This is a genomic window from Cellulosimicrobium cellulans (genome assembly GCF_042723955.1).
Lineage (GTDB): Bacteria > Actinomycetota > Actinomycetes > Actinomycetales > Cellulomonadaceae > Cellulosimicrobium > Cellulosimicrobium cellulans_H.
Genome location: NZ_JBHXIC010000038.1, coordinates 1 through 15,538, shown reverse-complemented (window position 1 = coordinate 15,538; position 15,538 = coordinate 1). Strand labels below are relative to the sequence as shown.

The 15,538-nt window shown below is 74.4% G+C and carries 13 protein-coding genes; 4 read left to right on the top strand and 9 right to left on the bottom strand.

Translation table 11 applies throughout. The annotated features are described in order from the left end of the window. Positions 1 to 142 precede the first annotated feature (142 nt). From ACFWH7_RS11965 to ACFWH7_RS11935, 7 genes are all read right to left on the bottom strand, one after another. Positions 143 to 1,612 carry a flotillin family protein gene (locus tag ACFWH7_RS11965; protein ID WP_378216728.1) on the bottom strand — a complete coding sequence of 490 codons (1,470 nt, stop codon included), beginning with the start codon at positions 1,610 to 1,612 and terminating at the stop codon, positions 143 to 145. 168 nt (positions 1,613 to 1,780) lie between these two features. After that, positions 1,781 to 2,251 carry an NfeD family protein gene (locus tag ACFWH7_RS11960; protein WP_336724381.1) on the bottom strand — a complete coding sequence of 157 codons (471 nt, stop codon included), beginning with the start codon at positions 2,249 to 2,251 and terminating at the stop codon, positions 1,781 to 1,783. Positions 2,252 to 2,440: 189 nt separating this feature from the next. After that, the gene (locus ACFWH7_RS11955) at positions 2,441 to 3,496 is read right to left on the bottom strand and encodes a phosphotransferase family protein (protein WP_378216727.1); all 1,056 of its coding nucleotides are present in this window, start codon (positions 3,494 to 3,496) and stop codon (positions 2,441 to 2,443) included. 41 nt (positions 3,497 to 3,537) lie between these two features. Beyond that, complete coding sequence (locus tag ACFWH7_RS11950) at positions 3,538 to 5,154, bottom strand: RecQ family ATP-dependent DNA helicase (RefSeq protein ID WP_378216726.1); 1,617 nt, start codon at positions 5,152 to 5,154, stop codon at positions 3,538 to 3,540. Next, positions 5,151 to 6,947, bottom strand: coding sequence for a pyruvate dehydrogenase (locus ACFWH7_RS11945; RefSeq protein ID WP_378216725.1), 1,797 nt, complete (start codon positions 6,945 to 6,947; stop codon positions 5,151 to 5,153). The genes ACFWH7_RS11950 and ACFWH7_RS11945 overlap by 4 nt, the downstream gene beginning before the upstream one ends. A gap of 204 nt (positions 6,948 to 7,151) precedes the next feature. Beyond that, positions 7,152 to 8,126 carry an NAD(P)/FAD-dependent oxidoreductase gene (locus ACFWH7_RS11940; RefSeq protein ID WP_378216724.1) on the bottom strand — a complete coding sequence of 325 codons (975 nt, stop codon included), beginning with the start codon at positions 8,124 to 8,126 and terminating at the stop codon, positions 7,152 to 7,154. An 87-nt stretch (positions 8,127 to 8,213) separates the two neighbouring features. Beyond that, on the bottom strand, positions 8,214 to 9,095 hold the full coding sequence (locus tag ACFWH7_RS11935; protein ID WP_378216723.1) for a class I SAM-dependent methyltransferase: 882 nt from the start codon (positions 9,093 to 9,095) through the stop codon (positions 8,214 to 8,216). A gap of 48 nt (positions 9,096 to 9,143) precedes the next feature. On the opposite strand from ACFWH7_RS11935, the gene ACFWH7_RS11930 reads away from it, so the two are divergent. Then, positions 9,144 to 9,719, top strand: a complete 576-nt coding sequence (locus ACFWH7_RS11930; RefSeq protein WP_378216722.1) for a helix-turn-helix domain-containing protein — start codon at positions 9,144 to 9,146, stop codon at positions 9,717 to 9,719. 115 nt (positions 9,720 to 9,834) lie between these two features. Here ACFWH7_RS11930 and ACFWH7_RS11925 read toward each other — a convergent pair whose 3' ends face one another. Then, entirely contained in the window at positions 9,835 to 11,028 is a 1,194-nt protein-coding gene (locus ACFWH7_RS11925; RefSeq protein ID WP_378216751.1) for an MFS transporter, read from the bottom strand. A gap of 277 nt (positions 11,029 to 11,305) precedes the next feature. On the opposite strand from ACFWH7_RS11925, the gene ACFWH7_RS11920 reads away from it, so the two are divergent. Continuing rightward, positions 11,306 to 11,611, top strand: a complete 306-nt coding sequence (locus ACFWH7_RS11920; protein ID WP_378216721.1) for a GNAT family N-acetyltransferase — start codon at positions 11,306 to 11,308, stop codon at positions 11,609 to 11,611. 108 nt (positions 11,612 to 11,719) lie between these two features. Here ACFWH7_RS11920 and ACFWH7_RS11915 read toward each other — a convergent pair whose 3' ends face one another. Continuing rightward, positions 11,720 to 12,448: a hypothetical protein gene (locus ACFWH7_RS11915; protein WP_378216720.1), complete on the bottom strand. Its 729-nt coding sequence runs from the start codon at positions 12,446 to 12,448 to the stop codon at positions 11,720 to 11,722. Between the two features lie 238 nt (positions 12,449 to 12,686). On the opposite strand from ACFWH7_RS11915, the gene ACFWH7_RS11910 reads away from it, so the two are divergent. Further along, positions 12,687 to 14,564: an FAD-binding protein gene (locus tag ACFWH7_RS11910; protein ID WP_378216719.1), complete on the top strand. Its 1,878-nt coding sequence runs from the start codon at positions 12,687 to 12,689 to the stop codon at positions 14,562 to 14,564. Next, the gene (locus ACFWH7_RS11905; protein WP_378216718.1) at positions 14,561 to 15,424 is read left to right on the top strand and encodes a 2Fe-2S iron-sulfur cluster-binding protein; all 864 of its coding nucleotides are present in this window, start codon (positions 14,561 to 14,563) and stop codon (positions 15,422 to 15,424) included. Before ACFWH7_RS11910 ends, ACFWH7_RS11905 begins: the two co-directional genes overlap by 4 nt. Positions 15,425 to 15,538: the final 114 nt, after the last annotated feature.

Sequence of the window (15,538 nt, the reverse complement as noted above, 5' to 3'; positions counted from 1 at the left end):
CAACCGGGGCTCCGGGCCCCCCACAACCGGTTGGGGCCCCGCGGGCTGCCCGTCCCCCGGCCGGCCCCCCCCCCGGGCGCGCCCCGCCCGGTTGTGCCGGGGCGGCCCGTCGTCGTACCGCCGGCGTGAGCCGGTCAGACGGTCAGTGCGAGGTGCCGTTCGACGCCTTCTCGCTCGAGCCCGTGAGCTGGGTGCCCGCGAGGTTGGCGATGAGCTGGTTGATGTCGACGCCGGTGAGCTGCTTGATGACGCCCTGGCCCTCGCCGAGGACCGACGCGACGTTCTTCGTCACCGCGGACGCGCCGTCGGTCGAGACGACGGTCATGCCCTGGATGTTGCCGATCGGCTCGGCCGCGGCGCGCACGATCTCGGGCAGACGCTCGATGAGCTCCTGCACCAGGGCCGCCTCGCCGTACTTCTGGAGCGCGTCGGCCTTGGCGTCGGTCGCCACGGCCTCGGCACGACCCTCGGCCTCGATCGCGGCGGCGCGCGCCTCACCCTCGGCCTTGATACCGGCGGCGAGGGCGACCTGGCGGTCACGCTCGGCCTCACCGGCGCGGCGCACGGCCTGCGCGGACGCCTCGGCGTCCTGGATGGCGGCCGTCTTGTTCGCCTCGGCGATGACGGTGCGCTTGTACGCGTCGGCCTCGGTCGCGGCGTTCGCGGCGTCACGACGCGCGTTGGCCTCCTGGACCTCGGCGTACGCCTTGGCCTCGGCCGGCTTGCGGATCTCGATGTCGAGGCGCTCCTGCGTCACGCGGGCCTGCTCGGCGAGCGCCTCGCGCTCCTGCTGCGCGACGAGGCGGTCCTGCTCGGCGCGCGCGAGCTGGCCCGCGGCCTCGGCCTCGGCGTTCGCGCGGTCGGTGTCGGCCTTGATCACGGCACGCTTGAGGTCGAGCGCCTTCTGACGCTCGGCGATCTGCTCGGCCGCGTCGATGACGGCGAACTCCGAGGCGCGCTGCGCCTCGGCCTCGGAGACCTCGGCGACCTGGCGGGCACGGGCAGACTCGGCACGGCCGAGGTTCGCGAGGTAGTCCGAGCCCGGCGTCGAGATGTCGGAGATGTTGAGCAGGTCGACCTGGAGGCCCTGCTCCGAGAGGTCGGCCTTGGTGGACTCGACGACGCGGTCGGACAGGCCCTTGCGGTCGGAGATGATCTGCTCGATCGTCATGTCGCCGACGATGGAGCGCAGCGAGCCCTCGAGGGACTCCTTGATGATCTCCGTGAGCGTGCCCTGCTGGGAGAGGAAGCGCTGGGCCGCGCGGCGCACGCCCTCCTCGTCACCCCGCACCTTGAAGTTGATCGACGCCTTGATGGCGATCTTGATGCGGTTCTTGTCCACACCCTCGACCGTGATGCCGATCTGGCGCTGCTCGAGCGAGATGGAGAAGCCCTGCTGGAGGATCGGCCACACGAACGTGCGGCCGCCGACGACGACCTTCTGCCCGCTGCCCGCGGCCTCCTTGCGGCCCGCGCCACGGCCGACGATGACCAGGGCCTCGTTCGGCGGGACGCGGCGGATGCGCTTGCTGATGAAGATGACCACCGCGAAGAACGCGATGACCAGGGCGACGATCGCCAGGGTCGTGATGAGGTTCGTGTCGTCGAACATGGTCCGCGCCGGAGCGCGTCTCCTTCCGTGGGTGCGGGCAGGTCAGGGCGTGCGGCAGTGCTCGGTGGCCCGGCCGGCTGGTGCCCGGCCGGCCCGGCCGGTGGTGCGTGCGGGTGCGCGGCACCCACGGGTCGACGCGCGGGGCGTCGCGGTCGGTCCGTCAGGACCTCAGTCGTTGGGGTAGTGACGCTGGACGCGCACCCGGCTCCCGGACTGCTCGAGCACGACGACGCGCGCGCCCTCCGGGATGGGCTCGTCCGCCCATGCCAGACGACGCTCGAGCTCGTGCGCGGCGTCGAGCGAGACCTCGCCGCGCGCCGGGTCGATCGCGGTCGTCGCGGTGCCCTGCACGCCGACGAGCGACGTCGGGACGCCGTCCTCCGAGTCCCGCAGGTGCTTGACCAGCGCCTGGACGAGCACCATGACGACCAGTGCCACGACGAGCGACCCCACGTACGCGAGCCACGTCGGCAGGTCGTTGGACGCCACGATCACGCCGACGGCGCCGAAGACCACACCACCCACGCCGAGCGACGTCCCGGACACCGCGCCGTCACCCAGGTCGACGATCTCGCCGACGAGCAGCGAGAGGAGCAGGAGGGCGAGTCCGGCGATGCCGATGACGATGAACGCGATCATGCGAGGTCCCCTTGCTGCGGCGGGCGGCCGTGCGTGTGTCGGTGCCGTACGGACGGTCGTGCCGACCGTCGTGTTGACGTGGCGTGTGGAGTTGTCGTGAACGTACGCACACCCTATCGTGACCCGACCGTGCCGAGAGCCCGCCCCGGGCGTCCGGGCATGGGGAGGACTCCCCAGGGTCGATCGCGGTCAGGAGCCGAGCTCGTCCAGCATCCGCAGGAGGTTCGCGCGCGCGGTGCCGGCGTACCCCTCGACCCAGTCGCCCTCGTAGGCGCGCGGGACCACCTCGACGGTGAGGACGCACGCGAGGTACGCGCGGTACAGGCTCAGCCGCGCCCACGCGTCGGGGTCGCCCGACCCTGGGGTGCCGTCGCCCACGCCAAGGTCGCCGCCCTCGGCGGCGTACCCCGCGAGGAGGTCGGGGTCGACCGCACCGGCACCGAGCTGGTCGGCCCCGGCAAGCTCGAACAGCGGGTCTCCCCACAGCGACCGCTCCGCGTCGAGCACGCCGACGATCGCGAGGTCGTCCGCAGGGTGCGGGTGGCCCGGGTCGGTCGTGGGGAGGCCGAGCAGGACGTTCCCCGGCCACAGGTCCGCGTGCACGAGCCGGGGGACGGTCACGCGGGCGAGCAGGTCGTGGTGGCGCGCGACGGCGTCGCGCACCCGGGCCTCGGGGAGCTCCACGCCCCAGCGGCGCGCGTCGTCGAGCACGGCCCCGACCATGCGCGCGAACGCGTCGGGCCACGTCGCCGCGGCGAGGTCCGACGCCCGCGCCGGGTACCCGAAACGGTCGCCCGTGATCCGGTGCAGCCGGGCCATGAACGACCCGAGCCCGCGGCGCACGACCGCCGTGTCCGCGTCGTCGAGCTCGCGACCGCTCCACAGGGCACCGTCGAGGAACGTGACGACGAGCGCGTCGCCGTCCACGTGCTCGCGCGTGAGGTCGGCGTGCAGCACGCGCGGGACGGGGAGCCCGGCGGCGTGCGCCGCCCGGTAGGCGGCGTCCTCCGTGGTGAGGATGCCGTGCTCGTAGCGCAGCAGGCGCGACGTGTCCGCCCCGGTGACCTTGACGACGACGCGCGCGGGGACGCCGTCGGGCAGCAGGCTCCCGGGCGTCGCGGCGAGGTCCACGGCGAAGACGCTCGCGAACATGCCGCCGCTCAGCGGCTCGACGCGGACGGCCTCGCCGAGCGGCGCCACGACGGCCGCGACCTGGTCCTGCGTGACCGTCGCCTTGGTGAGCACGCGGCGATGCTACCGGTCCGTGCGCGCCCCCCTCGGGCTCGTCACGACGGGGTGAGCAGGTCCTGCTCGGCCACGGCGTCGAGGCTCAGCGTCCGGTACCCGTGGGTCTCGAAGAGGACGGTCACCCGGTCGTCACCCTCGTACCCCATGACGGTCCCCGGACCGAACTCCGGGTGCTGCACGGTGGTGCCGGTGGACCACGGGGTGGAGGCGTCGTCGGTGGACCTCTCCTCCGCGGTGCCGGCCCAGCAGGTGTCGCAGCGGCCGCACGGCTCGGGCAGGTCCTCCCCGAGGTAGGCGAGCAGGAACTGGCGGCGGCACTGCGTCGTCTCGGCGTACGCGCGCATCATCTGCAGGCGCGAGTCGTCGACCCGGCGTCGGGCCTCGGCGAGGTCCCGCGCCGCGTCGGCCACCGCGGCCGGGCGCGCGTCGTCCCCGGCGAGGGCCCGTGCGTCCTCGACGAGCGCGCGCAGTCGCGCGAGGCGCCGGGGCAGGCGGGTCCGACCGTCGGCCGCGCGGCTGCTGGACGTCCCGGGGCCGAGGGCGCGCGCGACCTCGCGCAGGTCGTCGTGGTCGGGCACGCTCACGGCGAAGTAGCGCTGGAGCCCCAGGTCCTCCGGGCGGTAGAAGAGGACGGCGACCGCCGGGTCGCCGTCACGGCCCGCGCGGCCCACCTCCTGGTAGTAGGAGTCGGGCGAGCCGGGGACGTCCGCGTGCACGACGAACCGCACGTCCGGCTTGTCGATGCCCATGCCGAACGCGGACGTCGCGACGACGACGTCCAGCTCGTCCTCGGTGAAGCGCCGCTGGGCCTCGTCGCGCTCGGCCCGGCGCAGGCCGCCGTGGTAGGCCGCGGTGCGGAGCCCGGCCTGCGCGAGCGCGTCCGCGACCTCGGTGGTGCGGCGCCGCGTGGCGACGTAGACGATCCCGACGCCGTGCTCCGCCTCGGCGCGCACCCGCTCGACGACCGCGCGGTCCTTGTCGGCCGCCTCGACGGCCCGCACGACCTCGAGCGCGATCCCGGGGCGCGCGAACCCGTGGACGATCACCGCGGCGTCGCGCAGGTGCAGGCGCTCGGCGACGTCCTCGCGCACGGGTGGCGACGCCGTCGCGGTGAGCGCGAGGACCGGCGGCCGCGGGTCCAGGGTGTCGAGGCGCTCGCCCACCCGGAGGTACTCGGGTCGGAAGTCGTGCCCCCAGGTCGAGACGCAGTGCGCCTCGTCGACCGCGACGAGGCTGGGTCGGGCCGCGCGGACGGCGTCGAGGACCTCGTCGTTGGCGAGCTGCTCGGGCGACAGGAAGAGGAACTCGAGGTCGCCCGCCGCGGCGGCCTCGAGCGCGGCGCGGCGCTCGGCGGCGGGCACGGCGGAGCTCACCGCCGCGGCCCGGGCGTCGTCGTCGCCGAGCTCGAGCAGGGACCGCACCTGGTCCTGCTGGAGCGCGATGAGCGGCGAGACGACGAGCGTGGGCCCGGGCAGCTCGAGGCCCGGGACCTGGTAGACCGCGGACTTGCCGGCGCCGGTCGGCAGGACGAGCAGCACGTCGCGGCCGTCGAGGAGCGCGGTGATCGCCTCGCGCTGCCCGGGGCGCAGGTCGCGGTAGCCGAAGACCTCCCGGGCGGTGACGCGGACGTCGGCGAGGGTCGGCTCGTCCGTCACGGGCGCGGCACGTTGCGCAGGTTCGCGCGCGCCATCGAGACGACCTCGCCCATGCCGCCGCCGAGGACCTCCTTGCTCATCGCGACCGCGAACCCGCGGACCTGGCCCGCGGTGATGTTCGGCGGGATCGAGAGCGCGCGCGGGTCCGTGACGACGTCGACGAGCGCCGGGCCGGGGCGGTTCAGGGCCTCCTGGAGCGCGCGGCGCAGGTCCTTCGGCTTCTCGACCCGCACCGCCGGGATGCCGATCGCGTTCGCGACCGCGGCGTAGTCGACCTGCGGCGACTCGGTGCCGAACATCGGCAGCCCGTCGACGAGCATCTCGAGGCGCACCATGCCGAGGCTCGCGTTGTCGAAGAGGACGACCTTGACCGGCAGGTCGTAGTGCTTGAGCGTCACGAGCTCGCCGAGCAGCATCGAGAGCCCGCCGTCGCCGGACATCGCGACGACCTGGCGGCCGGGCTGCGCCGCGGCGACGCCGATCGCGTGCGGCAGCGCGTTGGCCATCGACCCGTGGATGAACGACCCGATGACGCGCCGCTTGCCGTTGGGCGTGATGTACCGCGCGGCCCACACGTTGCACATGCCCGTGTCGACCGTGAACACCGCGTCGTCGGAGGCGACCTGGTCGAGCGTGTCGGCGACGAACTCCGGGTGGATCGGCGTCGTGCGCTCGACCTTCTTGGTGTACGCCCCGACGACGCCCGTCATCGCCTTCTCGTGCTTGGCGACCATCGAGTCCAGGAACTTGCGCGACCGTGCCTTCTTCACGAGCGGGAGGAGCGCACGCACCGTCTCGCCGACGTCGCCCACGACGGCGAGGTCCAGGCGCGTGCGGCGACCCAGGTGCGTCGGGTCGACGTCCACCTGCGCGGTGCGGACCGACTCGGGGAGGAACTGGTCGTACGGGAAGTCCGTGCCGAGCAGGATCAGCAGGTCGCAGTCGTGCATGGCGTCGAACGCGGCGCCGTAGCCGAGCAGGCCGGACATGCCGACGTCGAACGGGTTGTCGTACTGGATGAACTCCTTGCCGCGCAGCGAGTGGCCCACCGGCGCGGCGATCTTGTCGGCGAGTGCGAGGACGTCGTCGTGCGCGCCGCGCACGCCCGCCCCGGCGAAGATCGTGACCTTCTTCGCGGCGTCGATCGCGTCCGCGAGCTGCTGGACGGCGGTCGCGTCGGGGACGACGCGCGGAGGAGCGGGTCGGCATGCGACGTCGGGCACGGCGGCCGGGGCGTCCAGGTCGGCGACGTCGCCGGGGAGCGTGAGGACGGAGACGCCGCGGGCGCCGTACGCGTGGTGGATCGCGGAGTTGATGACGCGCGGCGCCTGGTCGGCGCTCGAGATCATCTCGGAGTACACGGAGCACTCCGTGAACAGGCGGTCCGGGTGCGTCTCCTGGAAGAAGCCCGTGCCGATCTGCTTGCTCGGGATGTGGCTCGCGATGGCGAGCACCGGGACGCGCGACCGGTTGGCGTCGTACAGGCCGTTGATGAGGTGCAGGTTGCCCGGCCCGCACGACCCCGCGCACACCGCGAGGCTGCCCGTGACCTCGGCCTCCGCGGCCGCGGCGAAGGCCGCCGCCTCCTCGTGGCGCACGTGGATCCACTCGATGCCCTTGCCCGCGTTCTCGCCCGTGTTGGACCGGTGCACCGCGTCGACCACGGGGTTGAGGCTGTCGCCGACGATGCCGTAGATCCGCCGCACCCCCGCCTCGATGAGCTGCGCGACGAGCAGGTCCGCGACCGTGCGGTTGCGCTTGTCCTGCGGGGAGCGACCGATTCCGAACGGCATGACGTACCTCCACGGGTGGGTTCGGGTTCGTCTCCATCGTGCGCCGGGGCCGCGCGCGCCGCAGCGTGAGGCGGCGTCTCGTGCGTCACGGTCGCCGCGCCCCCCGCCCTGTTCGGTGCCGAACCCGGGGTTGTCCCCGGGTTCGGCACGATCCTGGGTGACAACCCCGGGTTCGGCGCGGCGGCTCAGGTCGCGGGCTCGGCGTCAGGCCCGGGCCGCTGCGGAGGGGGTGCGGCGGCGCGCGACGGCGGCCGCGGCGTCGGCCAGCGCGAGCTCGCCGTGGATCCCCGCGCCGGCCATGACCCCCGCCGCGGCGGACGCGCCGACCTGCGCCATGAGGTCGCTCGAGTTGCCTGCGGCCCACACGCCCGGGACGGCGGTCTGGCCGCGCGGGTCGGCGGGCACGAACCGCCCGAAGGGCTGCTCCTCGAGCGCGCCGCCGAACTGCTCGAACAGCTCGCCGCGCGCGACGAACCGCGGCCCGACGACGACCGCGTCCACCGCGAACGACGTCCCGTCCGCGAGGACGACCGAACGCACCGAACGGCCCTCGACGTCGAGGCGCTCGACCTCGCCCTCGACCACGCGCACGCCGAGCGCCGAGAGCTGCTCCCACGTGGCGTCGTCGAGCTCTGGGGCGGTGTGCTGGAAGAGCGTGACGTGCGGGCTGAGCTGGCGGAACAACAGCACCTGGTGCGCCGCGGCGGGACCCGTCGCGAGCACCGCGATCCGCTGCCCCCGCACCTCCCAGCCGTGGCAGAACGGGCAGTGCAGCACGCTCGACCCCCAGCCCTCGCGGACCCCGGGGACCTCGGGGAGCTCGTCGACGAGGCCCGTCGCGAGCAGCACGCGGCGCGCGCGGACCTGCGTGCCGTCGTCGAGCGTGAGCGTGAAGCCGGTCTCGGCGTCGCCGGCCGCGTGGGTCACGCGCGCGTCGCGCACCTCGGCGCCGTAGCCCTCGGCCTCGGAGCGGCCCGCGACGAGCAGCTCGCGCGGCGGGACGCCCTCGCGCCCCAACAGGTTGTGCGCGCCCTCCGCGGGCGCGTTGCGCGGTTCGCCGGCGTCGAGCACGACGACGGAGCGCAGCGACCGCGCGAGCGTCACCGCGGCGCTCAGCCCGGCGGGCCCGCCGCCGACGATCGCGACGTCGTGGACGGTGCTCTGGGTGGTGGTGTCCATGTCTCTCCTCAACAGGGGAAGGGGGTTCACTGCTGAGTGCGTGAAATAGTCGCGGGAATCGGCGCGGACGGCGACTATTTCATGCACTCAACGGGGGCGGCGGGCGGCCCAGACGATGCGACCGCCGCGTGCGCCGACGGTGTGCGCCGACGTCGACGCCGGTGCCGTCGCGTCGAGCACCGCGTCGAGCGCGGCGAGGTCGGCGAGGTCCAGGTGGTCGGCGAGGTGCTCGCGCTGGCGCGCGGCGGTGGCGCGGGCCCAGCGGGACGCGTCCGGGCCCGGCGGTACGACGGCGGTGCGCTCGCGCCGGTCGACGAGGTCCAGCCCGGCGTCGGCCAGGTAAGGCGTCCAGTCCGGGTAGCGGTTCCAGCCGGCGTGCGCCATGGCGCTCTCGAGGTGCCCGGCGAGGTCGGCGTGGGCCGCGTCGTCGGGCAGGACGGGAGACGTCGCCGTCATCTCGACGACGACGAGCAGGCCGCCGGGAGCGAGCGCGTCGTGGGCATCGCGCAGGACGCGGGCTGGGTCGGCGACGTGGTGCAGCGACGCGGACGCCCACACGACGTCCGCGGTCCCGACGTCGGGCCACCGGGCGTCGAGGTCGGCCTCGACGGTGCGCACGCGGCTCTCCAGGCCGGACCCGGCGAGCCCGTCGCGCAGCCGTTGGAGCATCGTGGGGTCCGCGTCCACGGAGACGACCTCCGCGTCGGGGAACGCGCGGGCGAGGGCCCGCGTCCCGGTGCCGGTCCCGGCGCCGAGGTCGACGACGACGCGGGTGGGGGTCGGTGCGTGCTCGACCGCGACCGCGACGGCCTGGTCGAGAAGCCCGCCGAACACGGACGCGTCGAGCTCGAGCAGCTCGGCCATCCCGTCGGCGTCGTGTCCGTGCGCCGCGTGCCCGTGCCCGTGCCCGTGCGCGTGGCCGTGACCGTGGCCGCGGTCGTGAGGGTGGTCGTGCCCGGGGGAGTTCATGCATCCCACCGTAGAGCGATTCTGCGTCTGAGACATAGGATCTTGCCCATGACGCAAGAAGTCGACCTCGACGCCGTCGTCCGGCAGCGCATCCGCGGGCTGCGCCTCGCGCGCGGCTGGACCCTGGACGCGCTCGCGGCGCGGTGCTTCCTCAGCCCGTCGACGCTCAGCCGCCTCGAGACCGGGCACCGGCGCATCGCGCTCGACCAGCTCGTGCCGATCGCCCGTGCCCTGGGCACGACGCTCGACCAGCTCGTCGAGCCGGTCGACGACGAGGACGTCGTCATCCGGCCCGAGCCGCAGCGCCGGCCGGGAGAGACCACGTGGCTGCTCTCCCGCGACCGGCCCGGGACGATGGTCGCGAAGATGCGGCTGACGCCCGAGCGCGCCGTCGGCCCCGAGCACCAGCGCGTCCACCCGGGGCACGAGTGGTTCACCGTCCTGTCGGGGACGGCCGTCGTCTACCTCGCGGACCGTCGGATCCTCGTGCACGAGGGGCAGGCGGCGGAGTTCTCGACGATGGTGCCGCACTCGTTCGGCGCGCACGAGGGGCCGGTCGAGATCCTCACGATCTTCGACCAGGAGGGCGAGCGCGCGCACCTCTCGGACACCGACCACGCCTGACGCGCGTCGTCGCGGTCTCTCCGATCCCGGCCGAACCCGGGGTGCCGCGTCCCCGAAGCCCGGACGTGCCTCGGAACCGCGGGTTGGGCGGGACGCACGGTGGGCCCCGCCGTCGTCAGTGCGCCGGCGCGACGTCCTCGCGGTCTGCGCTGCGGCGCAGCGACCGGAGCGCGACGAGCACGAGCACGACGGCGAGCGCCGCCGCCGCGACGACGACCTCGAACCCGGCGTGCGCGCCGCCCGCGTCGATGCGCGACCCCGCGACGGACGACCCGATGGACACGCCCACGCCGAGCGACGTGCCGACCCACGCGAGCCCCTCGGTGAGCTGGTTCGGCGCGACGAGGTTCTGGACGAGGTTGTTGCCGTTGATGAGCGTGGGCGCGATGGCGAACCCGGTCACGAACATCACCGCGGCGAGGACGGGGATCGACGTGACGAAGAAGAACAGCGAGACGCCGGCGGCGAGCGCGACGATCCCGAGGACGAACCGGCGCCACAGCGGCGAGACCCAGTGCCGCGCGCCGTAGACGAGGCCCGAGATGAGGGAGCCCGTCGCGAAGACGGCGAGGATCAGCCCGGCCGCGCCCTTCTGCCCCTGCTCCTCGGCGAAGGCGATGGTCGAGACGTCGGTCGCGCCGAACACGATGCCCATCGCGACGAAGATCACGGCGAGCACGATCATGCCGGTCGACCGCATCGCGGAGCGCTGCTTCACGCCGGCCTCCGGCAGGACGACCGGGGGCTCGGTCGCGCGCTGCGACAGGAACCACAGCCCGCCGACGACCGCCGCGACCAGGGGCACCACGAGTCCCGCGGACGGCGAGACGCTCGTGGCGAGCACCGTCGCGAGCACCGGCCCGACGACGAACACGAGCTCGTCCAGCGCGGACTCGAGCGAGTAGGCCGTGTGCAGGCGCCGCACGTCGGGCACGGTGTGCGTCCAGCGCGCGCGGACCATCGACCCGTACGACCCCTGCGTCGCGCCGGAGATCGCGGCGAACACGTAGAGCGTCCACTCGGGCGCCCGGAGCACCGCGCACAGGATGAGCCCGCCGAGCCCGAACGTCGCGGCGGCGAGCAGCGGCAGCATGACGACGCGCTGCCCGGTGCGGTCGACGAGGCGCGCGATCTGCGGCGACATGATCGCCTGCGCTACAACGAGCGCCGCCGCGACACGTCCCGCGAGCGCGTACTCGCCGTAGATGCCCTGGATCATGAGGATCGTGCCGATGCCGACCATCGACATCGGCAGGCGCGCGACGAGCGCCGCGGCAGAGAACCGCCACGCGCCGGGCAGGGTGAGCACGGCACGGTAGGGGTTGCGCGAGGCGGGGGCGGCGTCCTCAGGGAGCGTGCCCGACGTCGTCTCGTCGGTCGTCAGGTCGTCCCGCCGGTGCTGGGGTTTCTCGGGGTCGTCGGCGCGCGACGGGGAGTCCTGGACCACCGTCCCAGTGTCGCACCTGGAACCCGCCCGCCCGGTAGCGAATTCACCCGCCGCGGCCGGACGTGACGACCGTCTCGCCGGTGGCACGGCCCGTGCCCACGGTTGTCCCGACGGCCGTGCGGCGGCGACGATGGGCGCCATGACCGACAGCCCCGCACCCCGCACCACGACCGTCACCGTCACCGACGAGGGCGACCGCTTCGAGGCCCGCACCGACGACGGCGTCGTCGCCGGGTTCGCCGCCTACGTCCGCGAGCCCGGGAAGGTGATCTTCACGCACACCGAGGTCGACCCCGCGTTCGAGGGACAGGGCGTCGGTTCCGCGCTCGCCGCGGGCGCGCTCGACCAGGTCCGCGCGTCGGGCGAGCGCGTCGTGCCGCTGTGCCCGTTCATCCGCGCCTACATCGAGCGCCACCCGGAGTACGAGGACCTCACCCGGCGGTGAGACGACGCCCGGCGGCGGTGCGACGTCCGCCGGTGAGACGACGGAGCGCCCCGGTCCCGCAGGACCAGGGCGCTCGCGCACGGCAGCGAACCCGTGAGGGTCGCGAGGTCAGGAGATGGTGCCCGTGCCCTCGCCCTCCATGCGCTCGTCGTGCAGCAGCTCGCCCTCGGCGTCGACCGGGACGATCGTGCCGTCGAACGTGATGGGCGAGCCCGACTGGTAGCGGAAGTTCGTCGCGTACGAGTAGGACTGGCCGGTGCCGAACGTGTAGACCGTCGGCTCGCGGTACGCGCCCGGTGCCATGCCGTCGTCGTTCACGCCCTGCGCCTCGTACAGGTCGTCGTCGACGATCGTGTCCATGCCCTGCATGTAGGGCCAGTCGTCGTAGCGCTCGTCGATGCTGACGAGGCTCGAGCCGAGGTCGATCGGCGCGCCCTCGTTCGTGATGACGTAGTTGACGAAGACGATGTCGTCGCCCTCGGCGATGATCGGCTGGTTGTTCTCCGGGTCGACGAACAGGCCGTCCTTCGTCGCCTGCGTGACGCCCACCTGGTAGACGTCGATGCGCACGTCGCCGACGTTGAAGGTCGAGATCTGCTCGCCCGGGTTCGTGACGGGGTTCGCCCAGTCGGGCAGCTCGCCGCTCGAGCCGGTCTCCTCCGCCGCGGCGTCGTCGACCTCCTCCGCGTCCTCGACGGGCGCGGTCTCCTCGGTGGTGGTCTCCTCCGGCGTCGGCGTCTCGGGCGAGCCGCCGCCGACGTTGATGGTGCACGCGGTGAGGCCGAGCGCGAGCGCGGCGGCGACGGTGAGGCGGGCGGCGGAACGGACGGGACGCATGAGGAGCTCCGGGAGTCTCGGGGGGAGGTGCCGCACGGACCTTACCCACAGACAAGCTCCCGCCTCGATGGGGAGCGGTGCCCATGAGACGGCGCGGACGTCCGGGACCTTCGCCTGTTGCGCCGCCGCCGGAGCGCGAGGACCCTTCCTCTATGCCGCGGCACCGCCTCTCCCCGACCCCTCCGGCGTGCGCGGACCTGCGCGTTCGCCCCGCATCGGCCGCACCCTGGGGGTGCGCGTGACCACCCTGCGCGTCGAGCGTGCCGACGTCGTCGTCGTGGGCGGCGGTGGCGCAGGTCTCAGTGCGGCGCTCGCGGTCGCCGAGGCCGCGGCGCGCGACGAGCATCGCGCGCCCGTCGTCGCGCTCGTCTCGAAGGTCTACCCGATGCGCTCGCACACCGTCGCCGCGGAGGGCGGGGCCGCGGGCGTCGTGGGCGACGACGACTCGCTCGAGCAGCACGTCGCCGACACCCTCGCGGGCGGCGCCGGGCTCTGCGAGGAGGACGCCGTCCGGTTCGTGGTCGAGCGAGCGGCGGGCGAGCTCTACCGTCTGGAGCGCTGGGGCCTGCCGTGGTCGCGCACGGACGACGGCGACGTGGCCGTGCGGCGGTTCGGCGGCATGAGCCGCGCGCGCACGTGGTTCGCCGCCGACAAGACGGGCTTCCACCTGCTCCACACCCTGTTCCAGACGTCCCTGCGGTACTCCGGCGCCGACGGACCTGTCCGCCGGTACGACGAGCACCACGTGCTCGACCTCGTGGTCGACGACGCGGGCGGGCCGGACGCGCGGGTGCGCGGCGTCGTCGTGCACGACCAGCACCGCGGCGAGCCGCTGCTGCTCGAGGCGCCCGCGGTGGTCCTCGCGACGGGCGGCTCGGCCCGCGCCTGGGGGACGAGCACCAACGCCGGCATCTGCACGGGCGACGGCACCGCGATGGCGCTGCGCGCGGGCGTGCCGCTGCGCGACATGGAGTTCCTCCAGTTCCACCCGACCGGCCTGCCCGGGAGCGGCATCCTGCTGACCGAGGCCGCGCGCGGCGAGGGCGGCGTGCTGCTCGACGCCGACGGCCGGCGCTACCTCGCCGACTACGGCCTCGGCCCGGAGACGCCCGTCGGAGCACCCGTGCCGCGCACCATGGAGCTCGGCCCACGCGACCGGCTGTCGCAGGCGTTCTGGCACGCCGACCGCGACGGGCGCACGATCCCGACGCCCGACGGCGGCGTCGTCCTGCTCGACCTGCGGCACCTCGGCAAGGAGCGGCTCGCCGAGCGGCTGCCGCTCGTGACCGGGCTCGCCAAGCAGTTCGCGGGCGTCGACCCGGCCGCCGAGCCCGTGCCCGTCCGCCCGACGGCGCACTACACGATGGGCGGCATCCGCACCGACGCGCGCGGCGCGACCGCTGTCGCGGGGCTGTTCGCCGCGGGGGAGTGCGCGTCCACCGGCCTCCACGGCGCCAACCGGCTCGGGTCCAACTCGCTCGTCGAGACGCTCGTCGTCGGGCGCGCGGCGGGCGAGGCCGCGCTCGCGTGGTCGCGCGAGGCCGGGCACCCCGGGGCCGACGGCGGCGCGGCGGGGGCCGGGGCCGGCGTCGGTCCCGCGTCGGCGGACGGCGAGGTCGTCGACCGCGCCGCCGAGATCGCCGACGGCTATCTCGGGATGCGCGGCCGCGGCACCGAACCGCCCGCCGCGATCCGGGCCGAGCTCGGCCGCGTGCTCGATGCCGACGCCGGGATCTACCGCGACGCCGACGGGCTGCGGCGGGCGCTCGCGGCCGTGGAGGACCTGCGCGCGCGGTACGCCGACGTGCGCGTCGCCGACACGAGCGCCGTGCTCAACACCGACTGGGCGACGACCGTCGAGCTCGGCGCGACCCTGCTCGTCGCGCACGCGACCGTCGCGGCCGCGCTCGCGCGCGAGGAGTCCCGCGGTGCGCACCAGCGCCTCGACTTCCCGGACGCCGACGACGTGCCGCGCCACTCGGAGGTCCGGCTCGGTACGGCCGGCGCGCTCGAGGTGGCGCACGTCCCCGTGGGCGCCGAGCACGACCTGAGGGCCGGAAAGAGCCCGATGACGACCCGCATGTCGTTCTCGGCGGACGAGGGAGCGGGTTCGTGAGCGAGGCAGAGCTGCCGGTGGAGGCACGGACGGTGCGGCTGGAGGTCGCGCGGACCTCGCCCGACGGCGCGGACACCGGGCGGCGGGACGTGTTCGACGTGCCCTACGACGACCGCACCTCGGTGCTCGACGCGCTCCAGTGGGTCAAGGACCACGCCGACCCCACGCTGACGTTCCGGTGGTCGTGCAAGATGGCCGTCTGCGGGAGCTGCGGCGTCATGGTCAACGGCCGCCCGGTGCTCGGGTGCGAGACGTTCGTGCGCGGCTACCGCACGTCCGGCCTTGTCGTCGAGGCGCTCGCGCACGCCCAGGTGCTCCGCGACCTCGTCGTCGACACGGAAACGTTCCTCGGCAAGCTCGCCACCGTGCAGCCCTGGCTCGTGCCCGACGGCGCCACGCGCCTCCCGCTCGTCGACGCGCCCGCGCCTGTGGCCGGGTCGGGCGCCGGCGACGACGCCGCGGACCCAGCGGCAGCGGACGGCGGCGACGCGCTGCGGGCGCACGGACCGGCGTCGGGCCACCGGCAGACGCCGGGCGAGCTCGCCGCGTTCAAGGGCTTCGCCGAGTGCATCGACTGCATGCTCTGCTACGCGGCGTGCCCGCAGCTCGACGTCGCGCCCGACTTCCTCGGGCCCGCCGTCGTCGCGACGGCGCGCCGCTGGGACGAGGACTCGCGCGACGCGGGCGAGCTCGACCGCGCCGACGTCCTCGACACCGAGTTCGGCGCGTGGCCGTGCATCCAGGTGGGCGCGTGCACCCAGGTCTGCCCCAAGGGCGTCGACCCGGCCCGCGCGCTCCGCGACGCCCAGCGCGTCGCGACGGACACGTGGGACGAGCGCGAGCGCCGTCGCGCGAGATAGAACTTCGGTCCGCCGAGGTAGAACCGTGGTCCGCCGAGGTAGAACCCTGGTCGCCCCCGGGTTAGCCAGGTGATGTGCCACGTGGGAACAACGCGAAGAACCGGTGTGAAACCG

Bases quoted from the DNA above. Each gene is read 5' to 3' on its own strand.
- ACFWH7_RS11965 (WP_378216728.1), bottom strand. From the start codon at position 1,612: ATGTTCGACGACACGAACCTCATCACGACCCTGGCGATCGTCGCCCTG.
- ACFWH7_RS11915 (WP_378216720.1), bottom strand. From the start codon at position 12,448: ATGCGTCCCGTCCGTTCCGCCGCCCGCCTCACCGTCGCCGCCGCGCTC.
- ACFWH7_RS11960 (WP_336724381.1), bottom strand. From the start codon at position 2,251: ATGATCGCGTTCATCGTCATCGGCATCGCCGGACTCGCCCTCCTGCTC.
- ACFWH7_RS11935 (WP_378216723.1), bottom strand. From the start codon at position 9,095: ATGAACTCCCCCGGGCACGACCACCCTCACGACCGCGGCCACGGTCAC.
- ACFWH7_RS11940 (WP_378216724.1), bottom strand. From the start codon at position 8,126: ATGGACACCACCACCCAGAGCACCGTCCACGACGTCGCGATCGTCGGC.
- ACFWH7_RS11945 (WP_378216725.1), bottom strand. From the start codon at position 6,947: ATGCCGTTCGGAATCGGTCGCTCCCCGCAGGACAAGCGCAACCGCACG.
- ACFWH7_RS11930 (WP_378216722.1), top strand. From the start codon at position 9,144: ATGACGCAAGAAGTCGACCTCGACGCCGTCGTCCGGCAGCGCATCCGC.
- ACFWH7_RS11920 (WP_378216721.1), top strand. From the start codon at position 11,306: ATGACCGACAGCCCCGCACCCCGCACCACGACCGTCACCGTCACCGAC.